Origin of the sequence: Citrobacter sp. FP75 (genome assembly GCF_018342065.1) — a bacterium.
In the GTDB taxonomy this organism is placed as follows: domain Bacteria; phylum Pseudomonadota; class Gammaproteobacteria; order Enterobacterales; family Enterobacteriaceae; genus Citrobacter.
On the sequence record NZ_JAFDOE010000001.1, the window covers coordinates 1,248,608 to 1,270,359 of the forward strand.

Annotated in this window: 14 protein-coding genes and 1 pseudogene; 5 read left to right on the forward strand and 10 right to left on the reverse strand. The window is 48.3% G+C overall.

The genetic code is table 11. The features are described from left to right. Positions 1–106: 106 nt before the first annotated feature. The 3 genes from JQ822_RS06165 to ogt form a co-directional block, all read right to left on the reverse strand. The gene (locus JQ822_RS06165; protein ID WP_213132697.1) at positions 107–3,403 is read right to left on the reverse strand and encodes a P-loop NTPase fold protein; all 3,297 of its coding nucleotides are present in this window, start codon (positions 3,401–3,403) and stop codon (positions 107–109) included. Between the two features lie 945 nt (positions 3,404–4,348). Continuing rightward, entirely contained in the window at positions 4,349–5,101 is a 753-nt protein-coding gene (fnr, locus tag JQ822_RS06170; RefSeq protein ID WP_003020397.1) for a fumarate/nitrate reduction transcriptional regulator Fnr, read from the reverse strand. 195 nt (positions 5,102–5,296) lie between these two features. After that, positions 5,297–5,812 carry a methylated-DNA--[protein]-cysteine S-methyltransferase gene (gene ogt / locus JQ822_RS06175; RefSeq protein WP_213132698.1) on the reverse strand — a complete coding sequence of 172 codons (516 nt, stop codon included), beginning with the start codon at positions 5,810–5,812 and terminating at the stop codon, positions 5,297–5,299. A gap of 210 nt (positions 5,813–6,022) precedes the next feature. Here ogt and smrA point away from each other — a divergent pair, with 210 nt between their 5' ends. Next, positions 6,023–6,586 carry a DNA endonuclease SmrA gene (gene smrA / locus JQ822_RS06180; RefSeq protein ID WP_213132699.1) on the forward strand — a complete coding sequence of 188 codons (564 nt, stop codon included), beginning with the start codon at positions 6,023–6,025 and terminating at the stop codon, positions 6,584–6,586. Between the two features lie 11 nt (positions 6,587–6,597). On the opposite strand, the gene JQ822_RS06185 is transcribed toward smrA, so the two are convergent. After that, positions 6,598–7,830 carry a GGDEF domain-containing protein gene (locus JQ822_RS06185; protein ID WP_213132700.1) on the reverse strand — a complete coding sequence of 411 codons (1,233 nt, stop codon included), beginning with the start codon at positions 7,828–7,830 and terminating at the stop codon, positions 6,598–6,600. A 67-nt stretch (positions 7,831–7,897) separates the two neighbouring features. Then, positions 7,898–10,012 (reverse strand): putative bifunctional diguanylate cyclase/phosphodiesterase, encoded by a 2,115-nt coding sequence (locus JQ822_RS06190; RefSeq protein WP_213132701.1) that lies wholly within the window; start codon positions 10,010–10,012, stop codon positions 7,898–7,900. A gap of 417 nt (positions 10,013–10,429) precedes the next feature. Between JQ822_RS06190 and JQ822_RS06195 the strand changes: the two are divergent. From JQ822_RS06195 to dbpA, 4 genes and pseudogenes are all read left to right on the forward strand, one after another. Then, a pseudogene (locus tag JQ822_RS06195) lies at positions 10,430–11,595 on the forward strand (methyl-accepting chemotaxis protein). A gap of 146 nt (positions 11,596–11,741) precedes the next feature. Further along, positions 11,742–12,725 (forward strand): zinc transporter ZntB, encoded by a 984-nt coding sequence (zntB, locus tag JQ822_RS06200; RefSeq protein ID WP_213132702.1) that lies wholly within the window; start codon positions 11,742–11,744, stop codon positions 12,723–12,725. A 274-nt stretch (positions 12,726–12,999) separates the two neighbouring features. Then, entirely contained in the window at positions 13,000–13,182 is a 183-nt protein-coding gene (ynaL, locus tag JQ822_RS24515; protein WP_274608441.1) for a proline-rich small protein YnaL, read from the forward strand. Positions 13,183–13,210: 28 nt separating this feature from the next. Then, on the forward strand, positions 13,211–14,584 hold the full coding sequence (gene dbpA, locus JQ822_RS06205) for an ATP-dependent RNA helicase DbpA (RefSeq protein ID WP_213132703.1): 1,374 nt from the start codon (positions 13,211–13,213) through the stop codon (positions 14,582–14,584). 85 nt (positions 14,585–14,669) lie between these two features. On the opposite strand, the gene ttcA is transcribed toward dbpA, so the two are convergent. The 5 genes from ttcA to nifJ form a co-directional block, all read right to left on the reverse strand. Next, complete coding sequence (gene ttcA / locus JQ822_RS06210) at positions 14,670–15,605, reverse strand: tRNA 2-thiocytidine(32) synthetase TtcA (protein WP_213132704.1); 936 nt, start codon at positions 15,603–15,605, stop codon at positions 14,670–14,672. A 198-nt stretch (positions 15,606–15,803) separates the two neighbouring features. Then, on the reverse strand, positions 15,804–16,238 hold the full coding sequence (uspF, locus tag JQ822_RS06215; protein ID WP_213132705.1) for a universal stress protein UspF: 435 nt from the start codon (positions 16,236–16,238) through the stop codon (positions 15,804–15,806). Between the two features lie 81 nt (positions 16,239–16,319). Continuing rightward, on the reverse strand, positions 16,320–16,532 hold the full coding sequence (locus JQ822_RS06220) for a KTSC domain-containing protein (protein ID WP_213132706.1): 213 nt from the start codon (positions 16,530–16,532) through the stop codon (positions 16,320–16,322). Positions 16,533–16,682: 150 nt separating this feature from the next. Further along, positions 16,683–17,816 carry a porin OmpC gene (gene ompC, locus JQ822_RS06225; protein ID WP_213132707.1) on the reverse strand — a complete coding sequence of 378 codons (1,134 nt, stop codon included), beginning with the start codon at positions 17,814–17,816 and terminating at the stop codon, positions 16,683–16,685. Between the two features lie 364 nt (positions 17,817–18,180). Further along, positions 18,181–21,705 carry a pyruvate:ferredoxin (flavodoxin) oxidoreductase gene (nifJ, locus tag JQ822_RS06230; RefSeq protein ID WP_213132708.1) on the reverse strand — a complete coding sequence of 1,175 codons (3,525 nt, stop codon included), beginning with the start codon at positions 21,703–21,705 and terminating at the stop codon, positions 18,181–18,183. Positions 21,706–21,752: the final 47 nt, after the last annotated feature.

Sequence of the window (21,752 nt, forward strand, 5' to 3'; positions counted from 1 at the left end):
CCTAATAGATAGGTTCTATTATAATTTTTCGGAAGCATCAAATTGAGTAAGGTGAGAAGTCCCATTTAAAAATGGAACTTCTATAAATTATTGTATATTGTAAGAGTTAATCTTTCTGCATATCCTCCTCTCGTTCAATAATTTTCACAAGCTCAGTTTCTTTAATGCGGTTTTCTATAAATTTTGAAGAACTGCAAATTCCTGGAAATAGATCTTTATGATCCATTATGATATTAGTGACTGATCGGCTTTCAGCTAGTGGCCAGTTACTGAATACATAGTTTTGTCTATCAAGCCATGCTCGCAAATCTCTATCTTTCTCCGCAAGATTAAATAATGCACCAATGCCACGGCGCGATCCGCCTTTCTCTGGCTCAGTAAAGTTTATCACATCACCAAAATCGTGAATGAGCTTGACTCTATTGGATTTACTCACCTGAACCTCCAGAAGAATATCGTGAAGCTGAACAAGAATTTCCTGTTGTTGTTCTTCATCAAGCAAATCCCAGATGAAACGAATCCTTTTAGTTTGAGTTAACTCTTCGCTAGAAGCAGAACGATACCATTCAGCAAAGCTGTTGACATCAGGAGATAGATGAATTTTTCTACCCAGATTCTTCATATGGGTTAAAATGATTTGATTATTAGAGGTAATTGTTCTAAATGAGGTAGTCAACATATCAACTGCCAGCAGAGACTGACTCAAAGCATAAAGATGATCATGGGTATCCAGTAATGCTTCAGTTCGAAGCAGAGCTTTAAGGGTATCTTCACTTATAAGTTCGATTTCTTTGAGGTTGAGGCTCTCTTTAAGCCACTTTTCACGTGATATAACAGGTTCCATCAGGTCAGCATCTTTAATATGCATGCTTAATAACGGATAATCTTTTCTTACATATAGTGCAACATCTAATCGTTCAATTTTATTCTCTTGGAATAGTCTTTGGATGGCAGCTTTAACAATCGGAATGGCTTCGTTATTTGATAACGATTTAGAAATATTATGCCAGTCTTTACCATATATAAAGTATTTTACAAGCAGATCAGTGAATTCATCATTGTCAATATAATTATTGTACGCTGTTATTTCAGTAAAAATACCTATTGCAACCATGTGGGCAACTGAATGTGCTGCAAATTCAACAGGATAGTTTTGTTGCATTGTTGTTTGATAGGTGAGGAGAGAAAGTTGGTTGGATGTATTCCAATCCTTCGTTAAGGCTAGTTTCCTAAAATCAACGAAATTATCAATTACTGTTCCATTCGCAAAGTCGGATATCAGTTTGCTGATATTTTGATAAATTGGTTTTTCACCTTTGATAATGTTTTCATAAGCTAGACTATCTACACCAACAAACCTTAGTACACCGGAATTGAAAATATCCTCACCGGGGGCGTCTAATACAGTAACTAGCATAGTCTCCGTTTCAACTTCATCAAGCTTAAGAGCAGGGATGTTTAATCCTTTCCATCGTTTCTCATTATTCAGAAGATAGTGGACATAAATGTTGCCAGGAATGAAGGTATCGATCGAGTCAAACAAACTAGCGCCGAATAATATTGAATATTGATCAGCCTCCGCAAAAAGCGTTGAAATCATCTCATTGCTATCCACATCAAAAGGGGTTAAAGCATTAAGTTCGGAAATAATAAATGCACGCTGCCGTGTCATAAATGATTCAGTGGAAATGATGTGGTTCTGGATAAGTTTTAAAAGTGCATTATTTAACGAAAAGTTAAAATCCTCACGTGCCTGAATTGCGTAACTGGTGTTCAATTGCTGCAAAGCATGATCTATTTGGGGTTGAATTAAATTATATATTGATGGTGGTAGCTCGGCCACTGTTTCCAGCCAGATTGACATATCCATTGCTGAAGCACAGCGATGCCAGGCATGAGTGAATCCCCACATATTAATCAGTCGTTCAAGTGCTACGGGATCTTTTGCTATCACAGCAGAGATGAGAGGAGTATCAATTAATTCGCTTCGTGCCAGTGCAGCAGGAGCTTGGTAGTGGACGCTCATAAGATACTCACTCCAACGATTATCATCGTTACGGAATATACGCTTCAACTGAGCATAGTTTGCCCTGAGTTTATCGGATTGATCGTCAGGCGGTAGATTCAATTGCCCATTTAGTTCTCCTTCTTGGAGCGGGTTCCGTAAAAGGACCCTGATATCATAATCTCCATATCTTACCATCAATATGTAAAGCGCTATTAGAACGAAACGCAAAGGTTCTTCTGAAGAGTTAACCGGGACTGTGAGATTTAAAATATGAATATCATTAACCAACTTCTTGAGCAGACGGGGTGTAATACGTGGGTACTGCAGAGGGCGCCAACGTTCAATGAGTTGAATGACTTCCGTACATGATATCTCATCCAATTCACTGACAGTTTGATGCCACATAGTTTTAAAAGCATCTTGCCAACCAGCTGTTATGAGTGGAGGGACACTAAACGTAACCGGAATTCTCTTTGCAATAAACTCTCGTCCACTATGCCCTTCCATTTCAAGAGATGAAGCGACCTGGCGAGCAGAATAAGGAATGATAACTCTGAAGTGCTCATGCGTAGTTCCGGCAATAAGCTCCATATCACTCCACAGCTCTTTTACTTTTTCAGGTACAATCCTGTCAAGGTTATCGATAATAAGAATAAAGTGAAGGTTACGCGGGAGTGTATCTTTATCTGTGAAGCCTGACAGCGCATCGTGGAGTTCGATAGTACCAACTTCGCGGCTTGCCATCCATGTTTCAGATATTGTATCAGTACTGTTACGTTTAAATAGGTCGCCAACAGTGATTGGCTCCTTGTTACCTAGTTTCGAACGACAGAAACATCGAGTAAACCAAAGTATACCGAGCAGAATTGCAGGTGAAAGAAGACCCAAAGTTTCTATTAGAAGAACTAGTTTACTGACAGTGATATCTGTAACCATTAACTTATTGATATCACTAAGTAAGTATCTAGCCATCTGAACTGCTAACAGTGAGCACAGGATGAACATAACCGTCCACCAACTCAACCTACTTTTCACTTTTTTTTCATATTCAACAATATTGCCAAGAGCCTGATTACGATAGGTATCTAGCTTGCTTTGGTTTGCCCCTGTTCCATCACTAAGCCCCTTATAAATCACTTCAATCAGCGCTTTTTTGGTATTCCCATAGTGGTAACGTTCTGCATCAAATTCAATAAATCGATACTCAGATCCAAGTTCACTTTTCAAAAGATTTATAATGGTAGACTTACCAGAACCCAGTTCTCCCTCAAGACCTATAATATTGTTATCGGCTTCGCGTAAAACCCCAGCCATACGCTCAGCCACTTTCTTGTGGCTCTCACCTTCAAAAAGATCATTATCTGCAGGTGATTCCTTTTGTAACTTTAACGGCATACTTCCCTCACAATGATAATCTGATTGTTTTCTGTGCTATCTAATTACAACTATAATGTATTGGTTATGTACCTAATGTATCTATTGGCGATAATAAACTAATCCCGATATCGCTATGAACAAAATATCATTAAGTTAATTCAAAAATGGAGCGTTGGATTACCTTAGGACAATAGAATAATTCGTGTAGTGAAAATAGTTTATCAGAAAAATGGTCAAGCAGTAATCAGAGTTCCATACTGTCTGCTAGGGCCATCTCATACAACAGAAGATCTGTATGTAAATACAGTATTAAGAGATGCGTTATGCTATCGTACAGCTCCATAGAGCTACGTAAAATTGCTGCTATTCCTCTTTTCAGTGATTGAGTTCAATGCGTCTTTTCCAAACCGCCTCAAGGTTATGTTGAACAACATATTGATCCAGTTGAAGTGCTGATTAACTCCACCAATTTGACGTATTTTGCAACAGCTGCAGTTTACTTGATGAGCGATGCTTGTATCAGCACTGAAGTACTAACCATCGTTGATATCTCATTATCACCAAGTATGGTGATATTGTAAGTTTTGTGGTTGACGGCAAGTTTACCCTAATAAACTTCAGCTTGATTCTGTGATACAGCTCAATCCGATGAACGGTTACACAGGCCAATACGTATTGGTAGTGAAGAGCGAAGAAGATCTCGATTTATTGAGTGGAGTATGACTATAACAGATAGTAGAGAAGGGGATATTTGGGGGCAAATTTGGGGGCATTTTGGGGCGTAGGGGCGGGTTTTGGGGCAAAAAAATAGCCGCTATTAGCCGCTATTGTCTGAACCCATTGATCTGTATGTGTATGAAATCTAGGTAAATCATTGAAACAGGGGAGAACCTCCTGCCAGATCAATAAATCGGGAAAATTTAGCGATTTGACAGAAGGCTAACTGCGATGCTTGCGGAAAGATTAAGCAACGTTACGTGTGTGACCGGCAAGAACGGCCAGCGCGTCGCTATTCTCGATAGTGATATATTTACCTTTCACTGCCAGCATGCCGCTTTTCTGGAAGCGACCCAGCAGGCGGCTGATGGTTTCGACCGTTAAACCGAGGTAGTTACCGATATCGCCACGGGTCATCGTCAGGCGGAATTCGCGAGGTGAGAATCCACGTTGGGCAAAACGACGAGACAGATTGTAGATGAATGCCGCTAAACGTTCTTCTGCATTCTTCTTCGACAACAGCAGGATCATATCCTGGTCGCCTTTGATCTCGCCGCTCATCAGACGCATCATCTGCTGACGCAGATTCGGCATTTTGCCGGACAAGTCATCCAGGGTCTCGAATGGGATTTCGCATACCATTGAGGTTTCCAGGGCCTGCGCGAAGCTTGGGTGATGACCGCTGCCAATGGCGTCAAAACCAACCAAATCGCCTGCCAGATGAAAACCGGTAATTTGCTCATCACCTTGCTCGGTAATGGTGTAGCTTTTAATCGTTCCGGAGCGGATAGCATAGAGTGATTTAAGCTCATCACCTGCTTTAAAGAGCGTCTGCCCCTTTTGGATAGGCTTTTTGCGCTCAATGATATTATCGAGCTGGTCCAGCTCGTGCTCGTTAAGTGTGAACGGGATGCAAAGCTGGCTGATGCTGCAATCCTGGCAATGGATAGCACAACCGCCAGACTGAATGCGCCGTATAATTCGCTTTTCCGGGATCATAGGTCTGCTCAAGCCGTAATTGATATTTGTCAATTTTAACATCTTTTTGGTGAGCACGTAAGCCTGAGGTACTCCCAATAGAGAATAATTCAGGTATAAATGGGGTGAATGTTTTTTATGTGCCTGATTATCCACATTTTATCTGCGGTTGCTTTATATGGAAGTGTGATCAATAGGGCATTAATTGCCTGGATTCTAGAGCAGCAAATAACCTTCGTGACGCAATAACCACTCTTTTCGCTGCACACCACCCGCATATCCTGTCATGGTACCGTTGCGTCCAATCACACGATGACAGGGAACAACAATGCTAACTGGGTTAGAGCCGTTTGCTGCTCCGACGGCTCTGGCGGCACCGGGACGCCCCAGTTGTTCGGCCAGTTGCCCATAATGCATCACCTGACCACAGGGGATCGTGCGTAGCGCTTGCCAGACTTCCCGCTGAAACGGGGTGCCCGCGGTAGCGGTTTCCAGCGTATTAATAATGCTCAGATTACCCGCAAAATACTCTGACAGTTTATCGCTCAGCCCACCGGGATTTTTGGCGGCAATGCGCTGATAGCCTTCGGCGCGATAGTGAATATTCAGCAGTTGTTCCATGCGATCGCTATGCTGCTCCCACTCGACGGCGCGCAGGCGAAATTGTTCATCGCAGATGATCCAAAGTGGGCCTAGCGGTGTTGCGATGGAGTCTTCAAGTAAATTAAGCATCCGTTTCTCTCAATTCAGGCGGGACAATACCCGCGCTAGTCAGCGGGTTACACCATATCATGCCATGGATATTCGCAGCTATACCCCCTTAGATCCAATAAAGGACGCATTAGATACTCCGGCATATTATTGGAAATAACCGTAAACCGTTGTCGGTATAATAGTGCGCGGTTATGATAATGGCCGTCGCAAAATGCTGGAGGATGAGACATGAACCCTGATGACGCATCGTTGTTTCTGGACGCTATGGGAGATGTTGAACCGCTAAAAGGCCGCTCTGAAATCCATTGGCAGCCTTCACGCAATCTCCGCGCGCCAGCACGTATCGACACGCTGCAGCTGGATAATTTTCTCTCGACGGACTTCCTGGATATTGTACCGCTGAGCGAACCGCTGGCGTTTCATCGCGAAGGTTTACAGCAGGGTGTTACCGACAAATTGCGTAGCGGAAAGTACCCCCAGCAGGCCAGCCTCAATCTCCTGCGCCAGCCGGTTGAAACGTGCCGTCAGATGTTATTCAGTTTTATACATCAGGCCCGGGAGGAGGGGCTGCGCAATGTGCTCATTATTCACGGCAAGGGACGAAACGATAATTCCCATGCCAACATTGTGCGTAGCTATATGGCGCGCTGGTTGACGGAATTTGATGACGTGCAGGCCTACTGTAGTGCACTGCCACACCACGGTGGCAGCGGGGCATGTTACGTTGCGCTACGCAAAACGGCGCAGGCAAAGCAAGAAAACTGGGAGCGACACGCGAAGCGTAGTCGCTAACGAAAGCAACCTCAGGCCGCCAGTACCCGGTTTCTGCCTTCGTTCTTGGCTTTGTATAAGGCATCGTCCACGCGTTTGAATAATTCATCGATGCTTTCATTCGCTTCATGTCGTGCCACGCCAATACTGACGGTAAAGCGGGGCAGTCCAGGCAGGCTGACTCTGGCCACCGTCGCACGTATCGTTTCTGCAAGATTAAGGGCAACGTCGAGAGGCGTACGTGGCAGGAGCAGCACAAACTCTTCACCTCCCCAACGGAACACCAGATCGTCCTTGCGCGCGCAGGCTTCCAGCGTGCGTGCCAGCGCACAAAGCACGTCATCCCCTTTTAAATGACCAAAGAGATCGTTAATGCTTTTAAAACGATCGGTGTCGATCAGTAGCAGGCTGTAGTCCTGGGTCAGCGACATGATGTGCGATTGCTCTGGTTCGGTGACGTGATAAAAATGTCTGCGGTTGAGTAATCCGGTTAACGCGTCATGCAGAGCAGCCCGTTCCAGTTCCTGTTCGAGGCGTTTTTGTTCGGTAATATCATGAACGATGCACAGCATCAGCTTATTACCGTAAATCTCGATTGGGCCTGCGTAGGTTTGCACGTGGCGAGTGGTGCCATCGGCAAGTTTGTGGACAAAATGCAAGGGCTTATGGCCTCCAGGCAGCTGCGCTATTTTATGCATCACCGGCAGGATATGACGCCCCAGCATATTGATTTCCCAGGTATGCTTTTGACACATCATGTCGAGGCTATAGCCATAGAAGTTAAGGGCGCTGAGGTTCGCATCGACAATCAGGCCATCGCGGGACGGATCGATGAGCAGCATTGGCGCCGAGTTTGTCAGGAAAAAACGGGCGTAGAACCCCTGTTTTTTACGCTGATAGTTGGCGGAACGGCTGGCTTTTAGTCCCTGAGCTGCCGGGGTTTCAATGCCTTCAAAAAGGATGACATCACCACACTCTGCCAGCTCCCTGATAGACAGACGACAGGCCTGTGCGATTTCCTCTCCCTCCCGGGAAACCGTAAGAATTTCTACGATATCATGATGATTTTTCAGGTCGCTGAGATACATGGTTAAATCAGCCTGGGCATGGGTCGAGAATAATCCCTTTCTGAGTCGGGAAAAATCCGCAGCCTGCATGATTTCCCGTGCAACGGCATTGGCGAACATCAGTTCTTCGGTATGTGGCGAAACGATCCAGACCGGAATGGTTAATAAATCCAGTGAATGCAGTTCGTTTATGCTCATCGATAATCCCGTTATCTTCATTGGCTGTGTTACCGACTGACTGGCAAATAATAGTCATTATTCAGTCTCACAAGGGTATTGACTGTCGGTGAGACAAAGGTTGTACGGCCAGTTTCGGTTTTACGTTGCTTTCTACGTGCATTAATTCATGGATCTGGTGTGCGGGAAGTGGCTTAGCGAACAGGTAACCTTGTAGTACTCTGCATCCCATTTGGGTTAGCAGCATTTCCTGCTCCTGCGTCTCAATGCCTTCAGCCACAACGCACATATTCATAGAGTGGGCTATGTCAATAATAGTAGACACGATTTTTGTGTTTTTGCTGTTCTCACTAATATCTTTGACAAATAGTCTGTCGATTTTTAATTCCTGCGCCGGGAGCGACTTTAACATCAGTATATTTGAATAACCAGTGCCGAAATCATCAATAGAAATGGTGATGCCGAGAGCAGAAAACGCATTCAACACGTCCACGCTGCGTTTTAAATCTTTAAGGGCTGTAGTTTCCGTCAGTTCCAGCGTTAATTGCGTCGGTGATAGCTGATATTGCGTGAGGGCACTGCAGACAATATCGACAATATCATGCTGTTCAAACTGGACGGATGAAAGATTAACGGCGAGAGTCCACTGGCTATGGCCTTGTGACCTCCATTGGTGTAACTGAAAACAGGCTTGATGAATCACCCAGGTGCCGACGGGAATGATCAGACCCGTCTCTTCGAGCGCAGGAAGAAATTCAGCGGGTAACAATATGCCGCGTTCGGGGTGATGCCAGCGGAGGAGTGCCTCAAATCCGGCCAGCGTATGATCGCCAGCGGTATATTTGGGCTGATACCATAACTCAAATTGATTGCGCTCAAGCGCTTGTGACAGCTCCTGTAAAAACGTGGGGGGCGTATCTGCGATCGTCTCCATTTCAGGGGTATAAATCGCCCAACCGTTTCTGCCTGCCTGTTTGACATGGTACATCGCCATATCGGCCTTCACTTTTAACTCATGCAGCGTTGCGCCATGTTCGGGATAAATACTGCTCCCTGCGCTTAACGAAACCCGAAGGGTATGGCCACATAGCGCAAACGGCTCTTTGATAACATCGGCAATACGGGTCAACAGGGTGGAGACGGCAACTGTGTCGCTGTTAGGGACCAGCAGAATAAATTCATCACCTCCCAGTCTTGCGAGCGTCATCGTGTCATCAAGACAGGTATAGATGCGCTGGGTACTGGCGATCAGCAGTTGATCGCCAATGTGATGACCCCAGGTATCGTTGACAACTTTGAACCGATCGAGGTCGATAAAGACCAGTGCAAATGGGTATTGATGCTGTTTTGAGTACTGCAGGCAGGTCTGTAAGCAGGCATCAATCTGGGTACGGTTGGCCAACCCAGTCAGCGGATCAAAGTGGACCTGATGTTCAAGCTGGCAGTTCAACTGGTGTAAATTATCCGCCAGACGGGACGTGCGCAGTTGGGAATCCACCATCGAAATCACCAGCATAATCCCCAGTATGACCAGAGTGACAGCACTGACCCAGATGGAGAGTTCCAGCGTGCTAATTCCCTCGTGCGTGGTGTGTCCGAAGTGAGTGAAGGTTGCCGCGCCCATCCCGGTGTAATGCATAGAAGCAATAGCCAGCGCCATAATGAGTGCGGCAATAAGGCGGTTAATCAACACGCGACGGGTATTTTGGCGTAAATGAAAGGCCAGCCATAAGCCCACGCCCGACGCCACAATGGCAATGACCATCGAAAGCAGAATCAGCGTGATATCCCAGATAATCGCCACATGCTCAATAATGGCCATCATGCCGACGTAGTGCATCGCCACCACGCCAGTGCTTAATAGACTGGTGGCGGCGACAAGGCGTTTTGTTGATAACGTCTGACCGGAAATGGCGATATTGATGGCCAATGTCGCGCTAACAAGGGCAATAAGGAAAGAGCACGCGGTGAGCAAGAAATGGTAGTTTATCGGCATGCTCATTTTCATGGCCAGCATACCAATAAAATGCATTGACCAGATCCCCATACCCAGTGTTGCACCACCGGATAACCGCCAAAAGGTCGATTCTCGCCGACTGGAGATCGCCACTTTTCCCGCACTGTCGAGAGCAATAAAAGAGGCAATAAAAGCGACCACAAAGGAAATCCCAATCAGTACCGGATCCCACGACACGTGCAACATCGTACTACCTATATATAAAAAACCGTGATGTTAAATCTAGCAGGTTTTGTCAAGTTAACCCGATAAAACCAGGACTGTTCGTATTTTTTAACCTCGGGCATGAGTTTGAGCCGTTATAACATGGAAAATGCCCGATGTTCGCTTGTGTAATCATTCATGAAATTTATCATTTGCCTGTTTTGTGTACGCTGCGTGCTCTTCATCACAATAATCTGCCTGTGGGGGCAGTGAGTGAGGTTACCAGAGTAAAACGCTGCATTAATGGAAATTGTAAGTGCAATGATGTGCCTTAAGTGAAAAGAAAGTAGGGTCGAATTGAATATTCAGGTTTCCGCATAAGCGAATGGTAATCTGCATCACAACTGCTATAAAAATTACTACCCGCATTCGCGTTATTTCTTGGTGAGCAGGATTAAAATGTTAAATAATATTAGCGTCAGGACGTTTATTATTTCATTTCTGATATTAACGCTGTTTGTTCTCAATGTGATGGAGCTATTATTATCAGCAGGGCTTAATATCATTATATATACCAACGTAGTGAGCTTTGTTTCGATATCGTGTCTGTGGTGGTATATGACGAAATATCTCGTCGTACCAATCAATACCGTGAAAAAGAGCATTGAGGAGGTTACTTCAGGGAATCTGGCGATCAGCATTCCTGAGTTTGGTAATAACTGTGCGGGTCGCCTTATCCCCGGCATTAACAGTTTATCGAGTAATATTTCCTCGTTAGTCAGTGAAATCCGCACCTCTTCGCGCACGGCGATGACGCTCTCTGAACAGCTTGCAGAGCGCAGCGCAGAACTCTCGGTTAAAACAGAACAGCAGTCAGGGGCCTTGACGCAAACCGCTGCCAGTATGGATGAGATAGCCATCAGCACGCGAAATAATGCGGAGAATACGCAACTGGCCAGCGCCCAGGCGAATATCGCCACACAATCCGCCCGTCAGGGGGCGAATTAATGGTACAGGTCGCAACCAATATGCACTCGATCACCGAATGCGCACAGCAGATGACGGAAATAATTGCGCTGATTGACGGCATTGCCTTTCAGACGAATATTCTGGCATTGAATGCGGCGGTGGAATCAGCGCGAGCAGGCGAGCACGGTAAGGGATTTTCTGTGGTAGCGGGAGAGGTGAGAACGCTGGCTCATCGCAGTGCAGAAGCAGCAAAGAATATTAAACGGCTGATTGACGAAACGCATTACAACGTCCGCGAAGGGGCGGCCGTTGTCCGTGAAGCAGAAAAAAATATGCAGGATATTGTGGGCGGTGCCGGGCAATTAAACCAGTTGATGGGGGAGATATTAACCACCACGCGGGAGCAGGAGAAAGGTATCGTTAAGATTACCCAGGCCCTGGCTGAGCTGGAAAGCGTGACTCAAAGTAATGCGGCCATGGTCGATGAGTTATCGGGTTCATCAGGCATTCTGAAAAATCAGGTGAATGACCTGCAGTCGCGAACACATAAATTTAATTTAAGTAATGCCTCATCACCTGAATTATTCGCGCAACCACGTGGCGCGGCAACGCCACCGGGTCTAAGTCGACGGGGTAAATACGGTCATTCGTTCTAGCCCTGTTGCCACCAGCGCCGACGTTGTCGGCGTTTTCATTTCATTTAACTTTTCTGAATCATTTCAGCACAATGGGATAAAGAGATATTGCTTAACATATTCTGCAGGCTAGACTAACGAAAAAGCTGAATGACTGTGGAGGCGATGTGGAAGCCATTAAGGGAACGGACGTTAATGTGCCGGATGCCGTGTTTGCCTGGCTACTTGATGGTCAGGGGGGAGTAAAACCGCTGGAAGATAACGATGTTATCGACAGTCAGCATCCCTGCTGGTTGCATCTTAATTATACCCATTCAGATAGCGCGCAGTGGCTGGCGACAACCCCTTTGCTTCCTAATAATGTGCGCGATGCACTGGCAGGTGAAAGTACACGACCGCGCGTCAGCCGGATCGGGGAAGGTACGCTGATTACTCTGCGCTGTATTAATGGCAGCACTGATGAGCGTCCTGACCAGCTGGTAGCGATGCGTTTATATATGGATGAGCGTCTGATTGTCTCGACGCGTCAGCGTAAAGTACTGGCGCTGGATGATGTAGTCAGCGATCTGCAAGAAGGTACGGGGCCAAATGACTGCGGCAGCTGGCTGGTGGATGTCTGTGATGCGTTGACCGATCATGCCAGTGAGTTTATCGAACAGCTGCACGATAAAATTATCGATCTGGAAGATAATTTACTCGATCAGCAAATCCCACCGCGCGGCTTTCTGGCGCTGTTACGTAAGCAACTGATCGTCATGCGCCGTTATATGGCGCCACAGCGGGATGCCTATGCGCGCCTGGCGAGTGAACGACTGCCGTGGATGACTGACGATCAGCGACGCCGGATGCAGGATATCGCCGACAGGCTGGGAAGAGGGCTGGATGAGATAGACGCCTGTATCGCCCGGACCGGTATCATGGCGGATGAAATTGCGCAGGTGATGCAGGAATCTTTGGCTCGCAGAACCTATACCATGTCGTTGATGGCGATGGTTTTTCTGCCCAGCACATTTTTAACCGGATTGTTCGGCGTTAACCTTGGGGGTATTCCCGGCGGTGGCTGGCAGTTTGGTTTCTCATTGTTTTGTATTCTGTTAGTGGTCCTGATTGGCGGTGTTACTTTATGGTTGCATCGTAGTAAATGGTTGTAACAACAACGTTTTTTACCACCTTTTGGGAGTGAAAACGCTTAAAATTTTGAGCGAGGTCAATAAACCATCTACCCATTCGGGGCAATATCTCTCTCGCAGGTGAATGCAACGTCAAGCGATGGGCGTTGCGCTCCATATTGTCTTACTTCCTTTTTTGAATTACTGCATAGCACAATTGATTCGTACGACGCCGACTTAGATTAGTCGGCTTTTTTTTGCCTGCAGGAAATCAGCGTCTACCCTAAAAGAGTCAACCTGAATGACTGGAGGGGATATGACCTGTCTAATGCTATTGCTGCAGTTGCCCACATTCAACACCGACTCTGTACCAACCGACCCGGTACCCATTCCCGACCCGATCCCCCGTCCGCAGCCGATGCCGGATCCTCCACCGGATGAAGAACCGATTAAAATGTCGCATCGCAGGCGCAGATCTGCGAGGATACGCGCCTGCTGATTGTGAGTTTTTACCGCGAGATTAAACTGTGACCGCTTTTTCTACCCTGAATGTTTTACCTGCTGCTCAACTCGAGAATCTTAACGAGCTGGGTTATCTTGAAATGACGCCTGTTCAGGCCGCTGCGCTGCCAGCTATCCTGGCAGGAAAAGATGTTCGCGTGCAGGCAAAAACCGGCAGTGGCAAAACGGCCGCGTTTGGTCTTGGGCTGTTACAGCACATTGATGCCGCGCTGTTCCAGACGCAGTCGCTGGTCCTGTGCCCCACGCGTGAACTTGCCGACCAGGTGGCTGGCGAACTGCGTCGCTTAGCGCGTTTTCTACCGAACACCAAGATTTTAACCTTGTGCGGTGGGCAACCGTTCGGCGCACAACGTGATTCTCTGCAGCATGCGCCGCATATTATTGTCGCCACGCCAGGCCGCTTGCTCGACCATTTGCAAAAAGGCACCGTCTCGCTGGAAGCCCTGAATACGCTGGTAATGGACGAAGCCGATCGCATGCTGGACATGGGTTTTAGCGATGCTATTGATGACGTGATCCGTTTTGCGCCTGCATCACGCCAAACATTACTGTTTTCGGCAACCTGGCCGGAAGCCATTGCCGCGATCAGTGGCCGTGTGCAGCAAAATCCGTTAACCATCGAAATCGATACGGTTGATGCGCTGCCAGCAATTGAACAACAGTTTTTTGAAACGTCCACACACGGCAAAATTTCACTGTTGCAAAAGTTGCTTAGCCAGCATCAGCCCGCATCGTGCGTTGTCTTCTGTAACACCAAAAAGGATTGCCAGGCCGTGTGCGATGCGCTGAATGCTGCGGGGCAAAGTGCGCTGTCATTGCATGGCGATCTGGAGCAGCGCGATCGCGATCAGACGCTGGTCCGTTTTGCTAACGGTAGCGCGCGCGTGCTGGTGGCAACCGATGTTGCGGCGCGTGGTCTTGATATTAAATCGCTCGAACTGGTGGTGAACTACGAACTGGCATGGGATCCGGAAGTACATGTACACCGTATTGGACGCACTGCGCGAGCAGGCAATAGCGGTCTGGCGATCAGCTTCTGTGCGCCAGAAGAGGCCCAGCGAGCTAATATTCTTTCTGAAATGTTGCAATTAAAGCTGAACTGGCTGCCTGCGCCAGGCAACGGTCCGGTCGTGCCGCTTGAGGCCGAAATGGCGACGCTGTGCATTGATGGCGGTAAAAAAGCAAAAATGCGTCCGGGCGATGTTCTGGGTGCATTGACCGGTGATATTGGTCTGGATGGGGCCGACATCGGTAAGATTGCCGTACATCCGGCGCATGTTTACGTGGCGGTTCGTCAGTCTGTTGCGCATAAAGCGTGGAAGCAGCTACAAAGCGGTAAGATTAAAGGTAAAACCTGTCGGGTTCGCCTGTTGAAATAAATGCCAGTTGGAGTGCCTGTTGGCGCTCCGCTGATCTGGCCTACAGGCGCTTAAGCGCGGTGTAGGCCATCCGGCATTATCTGGATTACTTCACTTCCACCACGTTCAGACGTAACTCATCCAGTTGGGTATCATCTTCTTCTGGCTGCCAGCCTGCAGGTTGCAGCGGGATCTCTTCGCGATCGAACGCTAAGTCGCCGCCGTCCACGACTTCTGAACCGTGCTTGATACCTTTAAAGTCGAACAGATTGATATCGCTAAGATGTGAAGGCACCACGTTCTGCATCGCGCTGAACATGGTTTCAATACGACCCGGGTAGCGTTTGTCCCAGTCACGCAGCATGTCGGCAATTACCTGACGTTGCAGGTTCGGCTGTGAACCGCACAGGTTACACGGAATAATCGGGTAGCCTTTGGCTTCGGCAAAACGCTCGATGTCCTTCTCGCGGCAATAGGCCAGCGGACGAATGACGATATGCTTACCGTCATCGCTCATCAACTTCGGCGGCATGCCTTTCATTTTTCCGCCGTAGAACATGTTTAAAAACAGCGTTTGCAGGATATCGTCGCGATGATGTCCCAGCGCAATTTTCGTGGCGCCGAGCTCGGTTGCTGTGCGGTACAGAATGCCGCGACGCAGACGGGAGCAGAGAGAGCAAGTGGTTTTCCCCTCCGGGATTTTGTCTTTGACGATCCCGTAGGTGTTCTCTTCGACAATTTTGTACTCAACGCCCAGCTGTTCCAGATACTCCGGTAAAATATGCTCCGGGAATCCAGGCTGTTTCTGATCCAGGTTAACCGCGATCAGAGAAAAACTGATCGGGGCGCTTTGCTGCAAGTTGCGCAGGATCTCCAGCATGGTGTAGCTGTCTTTCCCACCGGAAAGGCACACCATAATGCGATCGCCATCTTCAATCATGTTGAAGTCGGCAATCGCTTCGCCCACGTTACGGCGCAGACGCTTTTGTAATTTGTTCAGATTGTATTGTTCTTTCTTGCTAATATCTTGATTTTGCGACATTTAATAGAGGCTCAATTCATAGTGTGGCATCAGAAGAGTATGCATCACGCCGGATTGTCCGGCAAAAGAAGTCTGATATAAAAACTGTGGCGTGTATGGTACGGATAAGCGGGAAAAATGTCAGCACATTTAGGTCAGGAATCGCGGGGGAAAAGAGGGATAAATGAAAAGCCCGCAGCGATGTGCGGGCCTGACTGCTTAGCGGACTACCAGAACCGAACACTCCGCATGACGCACCACGGCTGCAGCGTTGGAGCCGAGCAGGTAAGTGGTAATATCAGGTCGGTGCGAGGCAATAATCACCATATCTGCGGGCAATTTCCTGGCAAGCTCCAGAATTTTATCTTTTGGCGAACCTTCAACAACATGAACTTGAATTCTGTCTGCCGGGATATTGAACTTCTTGATCATCTCTTCCAGTTGAGATTTCGCTTCGGCTTTCAGCTCGTCCATGGCCGGTAACTCTGCCGAGTAGGCCAGTCCAAGAGAAGCATAATAGGGCAACGACGGAATAACGGTCAGAAAATGAACCTGTGCATCGTCAATTTTTGCCTCTGCTTCAACATGGGCAATAACGCGTTGAGTTAATTCTGAGTCTGAAATATCGATGGGTACAAGAATCGTTCTGTTCATAAAACCTCCTGTTTAAGTATCCTCCTAAAGCTTACCGCGTAATGGCACTTTATGTACAATGACAAAGATCACATTTTGGCATCACTTTATTTTAATTTCAGGGAACTTGCCTTTTATAACGCCATCGTAAAATCGGCCTTTAGAGACCACAGTAAGGAAATCACGAAAAATACGTGCCGGAACAGGATGGTATTGCAGGGGTTGCAGATGGTGAAAACGAATTTCTAGCGTGCTGGAGGATTCGTCATAACCGACGGATGCAATACGAGATGATTTGACGGGGTGATGATTCATTGCAGGTATCCTCTACCACAGACTTTAATGCAAGATATCATCTATCAGCGGGATGTTTTAACGCAACAGATATAATGTTTTGATCTACATAAAACGGAATTGTGATACGGGGAAACGGGAGTAGCCCGCTGTTTCCAGCGGGCTGACAGATTAGAACTGGTAAACCATACCCAGTGCTACAACGTCATCGGTAGAGATGTCATTTTGGGTGTAGAAGTCTTTGTCTTCATCCAGCAGGTTGATTTTGTAGTCAACGTAGGTAGAGAAGTTTTTGTTGAAGTAGTAAGTCGCACCTACAGAGGCATATTTAACCAGATCCTGGTCGCCATCAGATCCGTTTACACCCAGATCCTTGCCTTTAGACATCAGGAAAGAAACTTCCGGACGCAGGCCAAAATCGAACTGGTATTGCGCGGTCACTTCAAAGTTCTGAGTTTTGTTGGCAATAGTGTTATCACTGCCGTCTGAGCCACCGTAAGGGGTCATATTACGGGTTTCGGAGTACATGGTTGCCAGATAGATGTTGTTCGCATCATATTTCAGACCAGCAGTCCAGGCATCAGCTTTGTCGCCACCAGCGGTAGAATGATTAACCTGCTCATTTGTACGGTCAGAAGAGGTGTATGCTGCACCGAAGCTTACGCCCATACCTAAGTCATAGGTAGAGGAGATACCGAAGCCGTCACCGTTGGAGTTCTTCATGTTACGATCGGCGCCACCGTTGTTAGTGCCTTCCTGCTCTGGTGACTGATTTTCGTTCGTGCCCTGGTACTGCAGAGCCACGTTCAGACCGTTAACCAGACCGAAGAAATCGGTATTACGGTAGGTGGCTACGCCGTTAGCACGACCGGTCATGAAGTTGTCTGCTTTGGTGTAGGAGTCGCCGCCGAATTCCGGCAGCATATCGGTCCACGCTTCAACGTCGTACAGTACGCCGTAGTTACGACCGTAGTCGAATGAACCGTAATCGCCAACTTTAATACCCGCGAAAGCCAGACGCGTCCAGGAATCGCCTTTGTCACCTTCGGTGCCGTTAGCCTGAATCTGATATTCCCACTGGCCATAGCCAGTAATCATATCGTTAACCTGAGTTTCGCCTTTGAAGCCCATACGCATATAAGTCTGATCGCCATCACTGTTAGCGTCATCAGAAAAATAACGCAAGCCATCAACTTTACCGTAAAGGTCTAATTTATTGCCGTCTTTATTATAAATTTCAGCAGCGTGAGTAGCGCCTGCAGCTAACAGGGCAGGAATTACGAGAGCCAGTACTTTTCTGTTCATTGAAATAATCCTTTAGTTTTTATATTTACCTGCAACTACCCATGTAGGGTGTTAAAGCATGCTAAAGGAGAAGTTCCGTAAAGAGATAAATATCAATTGTTACGCCTTAAGTAAAACCTTAAGCAAATAATTCTATGGAAATAGTGATAATTATGGTGAATGGATTGGTTGTTAGATATATAAAATAAAAATTATACAAGTTAATTTCGTTGAGATATTCTGCGCGGGTTATATGCCTTTATTGTCACTTCTTGTTTTTCGTTGGGGTATTCGTCTCAGGACTGATTAGCCAGCGAATAAATTGACAAGCCCGAACAACTGTTCGGGCTTTTTTTTATCCTCGGTTAATACTTAACGACACGTATTAATCGGTACTGCTTTTTTCTGCTTTCCCTGCCAGTTGCGCCAGGAAGTCATAGCGTTTTTGCAAATCAGCGGTCGCATCCTTCCACAATTGCTCAGCTACTTCCGGCTGCTGTGCGTTCAGGCGACGGAAGCGCTGCTCGTTCATCAATGTCTCAGCCAGCGCGTCTGACGGTGGGCGAGAGTCCAGAGCCAGCGGGAGTTTACCTTCGTCAGCGCGACGCGGATCAAAGCGATACAGTGGCCAGAATCCGGTGGCGGTGAGCTGGCGCATCTGATCGTGGCTCAGGGCGAGATCGTAGCCGTGCTCTTCGCAAGGACTGTAGGCAATAATCAGCGATGGGCCAGGGTAAGACTCCGCTTCCTGAATCGCTTTCACCGTCTGGTTCAACTGGGCTCCCAGTGAGATCTGCGCGACGTAAACATGACCGTACATCATCATACTGACGCCAAGATCTTTGCGCGCTTTTCGCTTACCGTGTTCGCCAAATTTAGTGACGGCACCGAGCGGTGTCGCTTTTGATGCCTGTCCGCCGGTGTTGGAATAACACTGGGTATCCAGCACCAGAATGTTGACGTTCTCGGTCAGGCTCAGGACGTGATCCAACCCGCCAAAGCCAATATCGTAAGCCCAGCCATCGCCGCCAATCAGCCAGATTGACTTCTCAACCAGCGCGTCGGCATCGGTTAATAACTGCTGTGCACCGTCAACACCTTGCAGATGCTGGCGCAGTGCCGCGACCTGCTCGCGACGAACCTCTGGGGTAGCTTCTGCGTGCAGGGCGTCATTCAGTTCTGCCGGGATCTTATCGGCAAACTGTTCCAGCAGACGCATGACGCGTACGCGATGTTGATCCACCGTCAGGCGGAAGCCCAGACCAAACTCGGCGTTATCTTCAAACAGTGAGTTTGCCCACGCAGGCCCGCGACCATTGGCGTCGGTGGTATACGGTGTTGAAGGCAGGTTACCGCCATAAATCGACGAACACCCGGTCGCATTAGCGATCAGCATACGGTCGCCATATAACTGGGTGAGCAATTTGATATACGGCGTTTCACCACAACCCGAACAGGCGCCGGAATATTCAAACAGCGGAGTAATCAACTGGGAGGTACGAATATCAATACGTTCCAGTTTAGTGCGATCAATCTCCGGCAGATTGAGGAAGAAGTCATAGTTCACTTTTTCTTCTTCAACATGCTCAAGGCGGGACATCATATTGATGGCCTTGATTTCTGGATTCTGTCTGTCTTTCGCCGGGCAGACTTCGACGCACAGATTACAGCCGGTGCAATCCTCAGGCGCAACCTGTAGAACATATTTCTGACCGCGCATATCGCGTGATTTTACATCCAGAGAATGCAGGCTGGCAGGGGCGTTTTCCATTGCTTCAGGGGAAACCACTTTGGCACGGATAGCCGAGTGCGGGCAGGCGGCAACGCAGTGGTTACACTGCGTACAAAGCTCTTCTTTCCAGATTGGGATCTCTTCGGCGATATTGCGTTTTTCCCAACGCGTAGTGCCCATCGGCCAGGTGCCGTCTGGCGGCAGCGCTGAGACGGGGAGGGCGTCGCCCAGACCTGCAAGCATCGCTGCGGTGACGGTTTTCACGAAATCAGGCGCAGCATCAGAAACCACTGGCGGACGGTTGGCGCTGTGCGGATCAACCGGCTGGAGTGCCACTTCGGCGACCGACTCACGCGCCAGGGCCAGCGCCTGCCAGTTACGTTCAACCAGATCCTGACCTTTGCTGCTGTAGCTTTTGGCGATTGCACCTTGTAGTTCCGCCAGGGCGCTGTCGCCGGGTAGAATTTGCGTCAGGTGGAAGAACGCCATCTGCATCACGGTGTTGATGCGTGCTGCGAGACCGCATTCGCGGGCAATTTTCGCAGCATTGATCACGTAGAATCGCGCTTTCTTCTGGTTCAGAACCGCCTGAACTTCCTGTGGCAGGCGCGACCACACTTCATCCACGCTGTACGGCGTATTGAGCAGGAAGATGCCGCCAGGTTTCAGGCGTTCTGCCATTTGATATTTATCGATAAACTGCAGCTGATGGCAGCCGACAAAATCTGCCTGCGAAACCAGATACGCCGAACGAATAGGCTGCTCGCTGACGCGCAGGTGGGAAACCGTCAGCCCACCGGCTTTTTTCGAGTCATAGACGAAATAGCCCTGCGCATACCACGGTGTAGAGTTACCGATAATCTTGATATTGTTTTTGGTGGCCGACACGCTACCGTCACTACCCAGCCCGTAAAACAGGGCTTCGAGCTTAGCGGTGCCGGGCAGGGTGTTTTCCGGCAGCGGCAGAGACAGATTGGTAACATCATCATAGATACCGACCGTGAAACGTGGTTTAGGCTTAGCGCAATTCAGTTCGTTAAACACCGCCATCACACAGTCCGGGCCAAACTCTTTCGAGGAAAGGCCATAGCGCCCACCAATGACGCGCGGTAACGTTTCACGCTCACCGCAGTTAAACGCTTCGGCCAGCGAGGTCATGACATCCAGATACAACGGCTCAGCCTGTGCGCCAGGCTCTTTGGTGCGATCCAGAACGGCAATACTGCGTGCTGTGTCTGGTAATGCCTGCAGTAAATGTCGGGCAGAGAACGGGCGGAACAGGCGCACTTTCAGGACGCCGACTTTTTCGCCGCGGGTCAGTAACTCTTCCACGACTTCTTCACAGGTGCCAATAGCGGAACCCATTAAAATAATGACGCGTTCCGCCTGTGGATGACCATAGTATTCAAACGGTTGGTACTGGCGGCCTGTCGCCGCAGCGAAATCGTTCATCGCCTGTTCGACGTTTTCGTAAACCGCGTTGTACCACGGGTTAGTGGCTTCGCGTGACTGGAAGTAGGTATCCGGGTTCGCCGAGGTCCCGCGAATAACCGGATGCTCCGGATTCAGCGCGCGCGCGCGATGGGCATCAATTTCCCCCTGCGGCATCAGCCCGAGGATGGTGTCATCGGCCAGCGGCACGATTTTATTGATTTCATGCGAGGTGCGGAAACCATCAAAGAAATGAATAAAAGGGACGCGGCTTTTCAGCGTGGCGATGTGCGAAATCAGAGCGAAATCCTGCGCTTCCTGAACGCTGCTGGCACACAGCATGGCACAACCGGTCTGACGAACGGCCATTACGTCGGAATGATCGCCAAAGATCGATAGCGCGTGGGTAGCGATGGTGCGTGCAGCAACGTGCAATACAAACGGTGTCAGCTGACCGGCCAGTTTGTACAGCGTCGGGATCATCAGCAATAAACCCTGCGATGAGGTAAACGACGTAGAGAGCGCACCGGTTTGCAACGCACCGTGAACGGTCGCTATTGCGCCACCTTCCGACTGCATTTCCACGACGCGTGGGGTATCACCCCAGACGTTTTTTAACCCGTTACCGGCCCAGGCATCAGCCTGCTCTGCCATCGTCGAACTTGGCGTAATCGGGTAGATGGCGATAACCTCGCTGGTACGAAATGCTACCGAAGCAACCGCACCATTACCGTCAATTGTGATCATACTGACACCCTTACATTGCGCAAAAAGAGGGACTCGCCAAATTATGC

Bases quoted from the DNA above. Each gene is read 5' to 3' on its own strand.
- JQ822_RS06185 (WP_213132700.1), bottom strand. From the start codon at position 7,830: ATGAGCATAAACGAACTGCATTCACTGGATTTATTAACCATTCCGGTC.
- ogt (WP_213132698.1), bottom strand. From the start codon at position 5,812: ATGCTTAATTTACTTGAAGACTCCATCGCAACACCGCTAGGCCCACTT.
- nifJ (WP_213132708.1), bottom strand. From the start codon at position 21,705: ATGATCACAATTGACGGTAATGGTGCGGTTGCTTCGGTAGCATTTCGT.
- ompC (WP_213132707.1), bottom strand. From the start codon at position 17,816: ATGAACAGAAAAGTACTGGCTCTCGTAATTCCTGCCCTGTTAGCTGCA.
- ttcA (WP_213132704.1), bottom strand. From the start codon at position 15,605: ATGTCGCAAAATCAAGATATTAGCAAGAAAGAACAATACAATCTGAAC.
- uspF (WP_213132705.1), bottom strand. From the start codon at position 16,238: ATGAACAGAACGATTCTTGTACCCATCGATATTTCAGACTCAGAATTA.
- JQ822_RS06190 (WP_213132701.1), bottom strand. From the start codon at position 10,012: ATGTTGCACGTGTCGTGGGATCCGGTACTGATTGGGATTTCCTTTGTG.
- smrA (WP_213132699.1), top strand. From the start codon at position 6,023: ATGAACCCTGATGACGCATCGTTGTTTCTGGACGCTATGGGAGATGTT.
- fnr (WP_003020397.1), bottom strand. From the start codon at position 5,101: ATGATCCCGGAAAAGCGAATTATACGGCGCATTCAGTCTGGCGGTTGT.
- JQ822_RS06220 (WP_213132706.1), bottom strand. From the start codon at position 16,532: ATGAATCATCACCCCGTCAAATCATCTCGTATTGCATCCGTCGGTTAT.
- ynaL (WP_274608441.1), top strand. From the start codon at position 13,000: ATGACCTGTCTAATGCTATTGCTGCAGTTGCCCACATTCAACACCGAC.
- JQ822_RS06165 (WP_213132697.1), bottom strand. From the start codon at position 3,403: ATGCCGTTAAAGTTACAAAAGGAATCACCTGCAGATAATGATCTTTTT.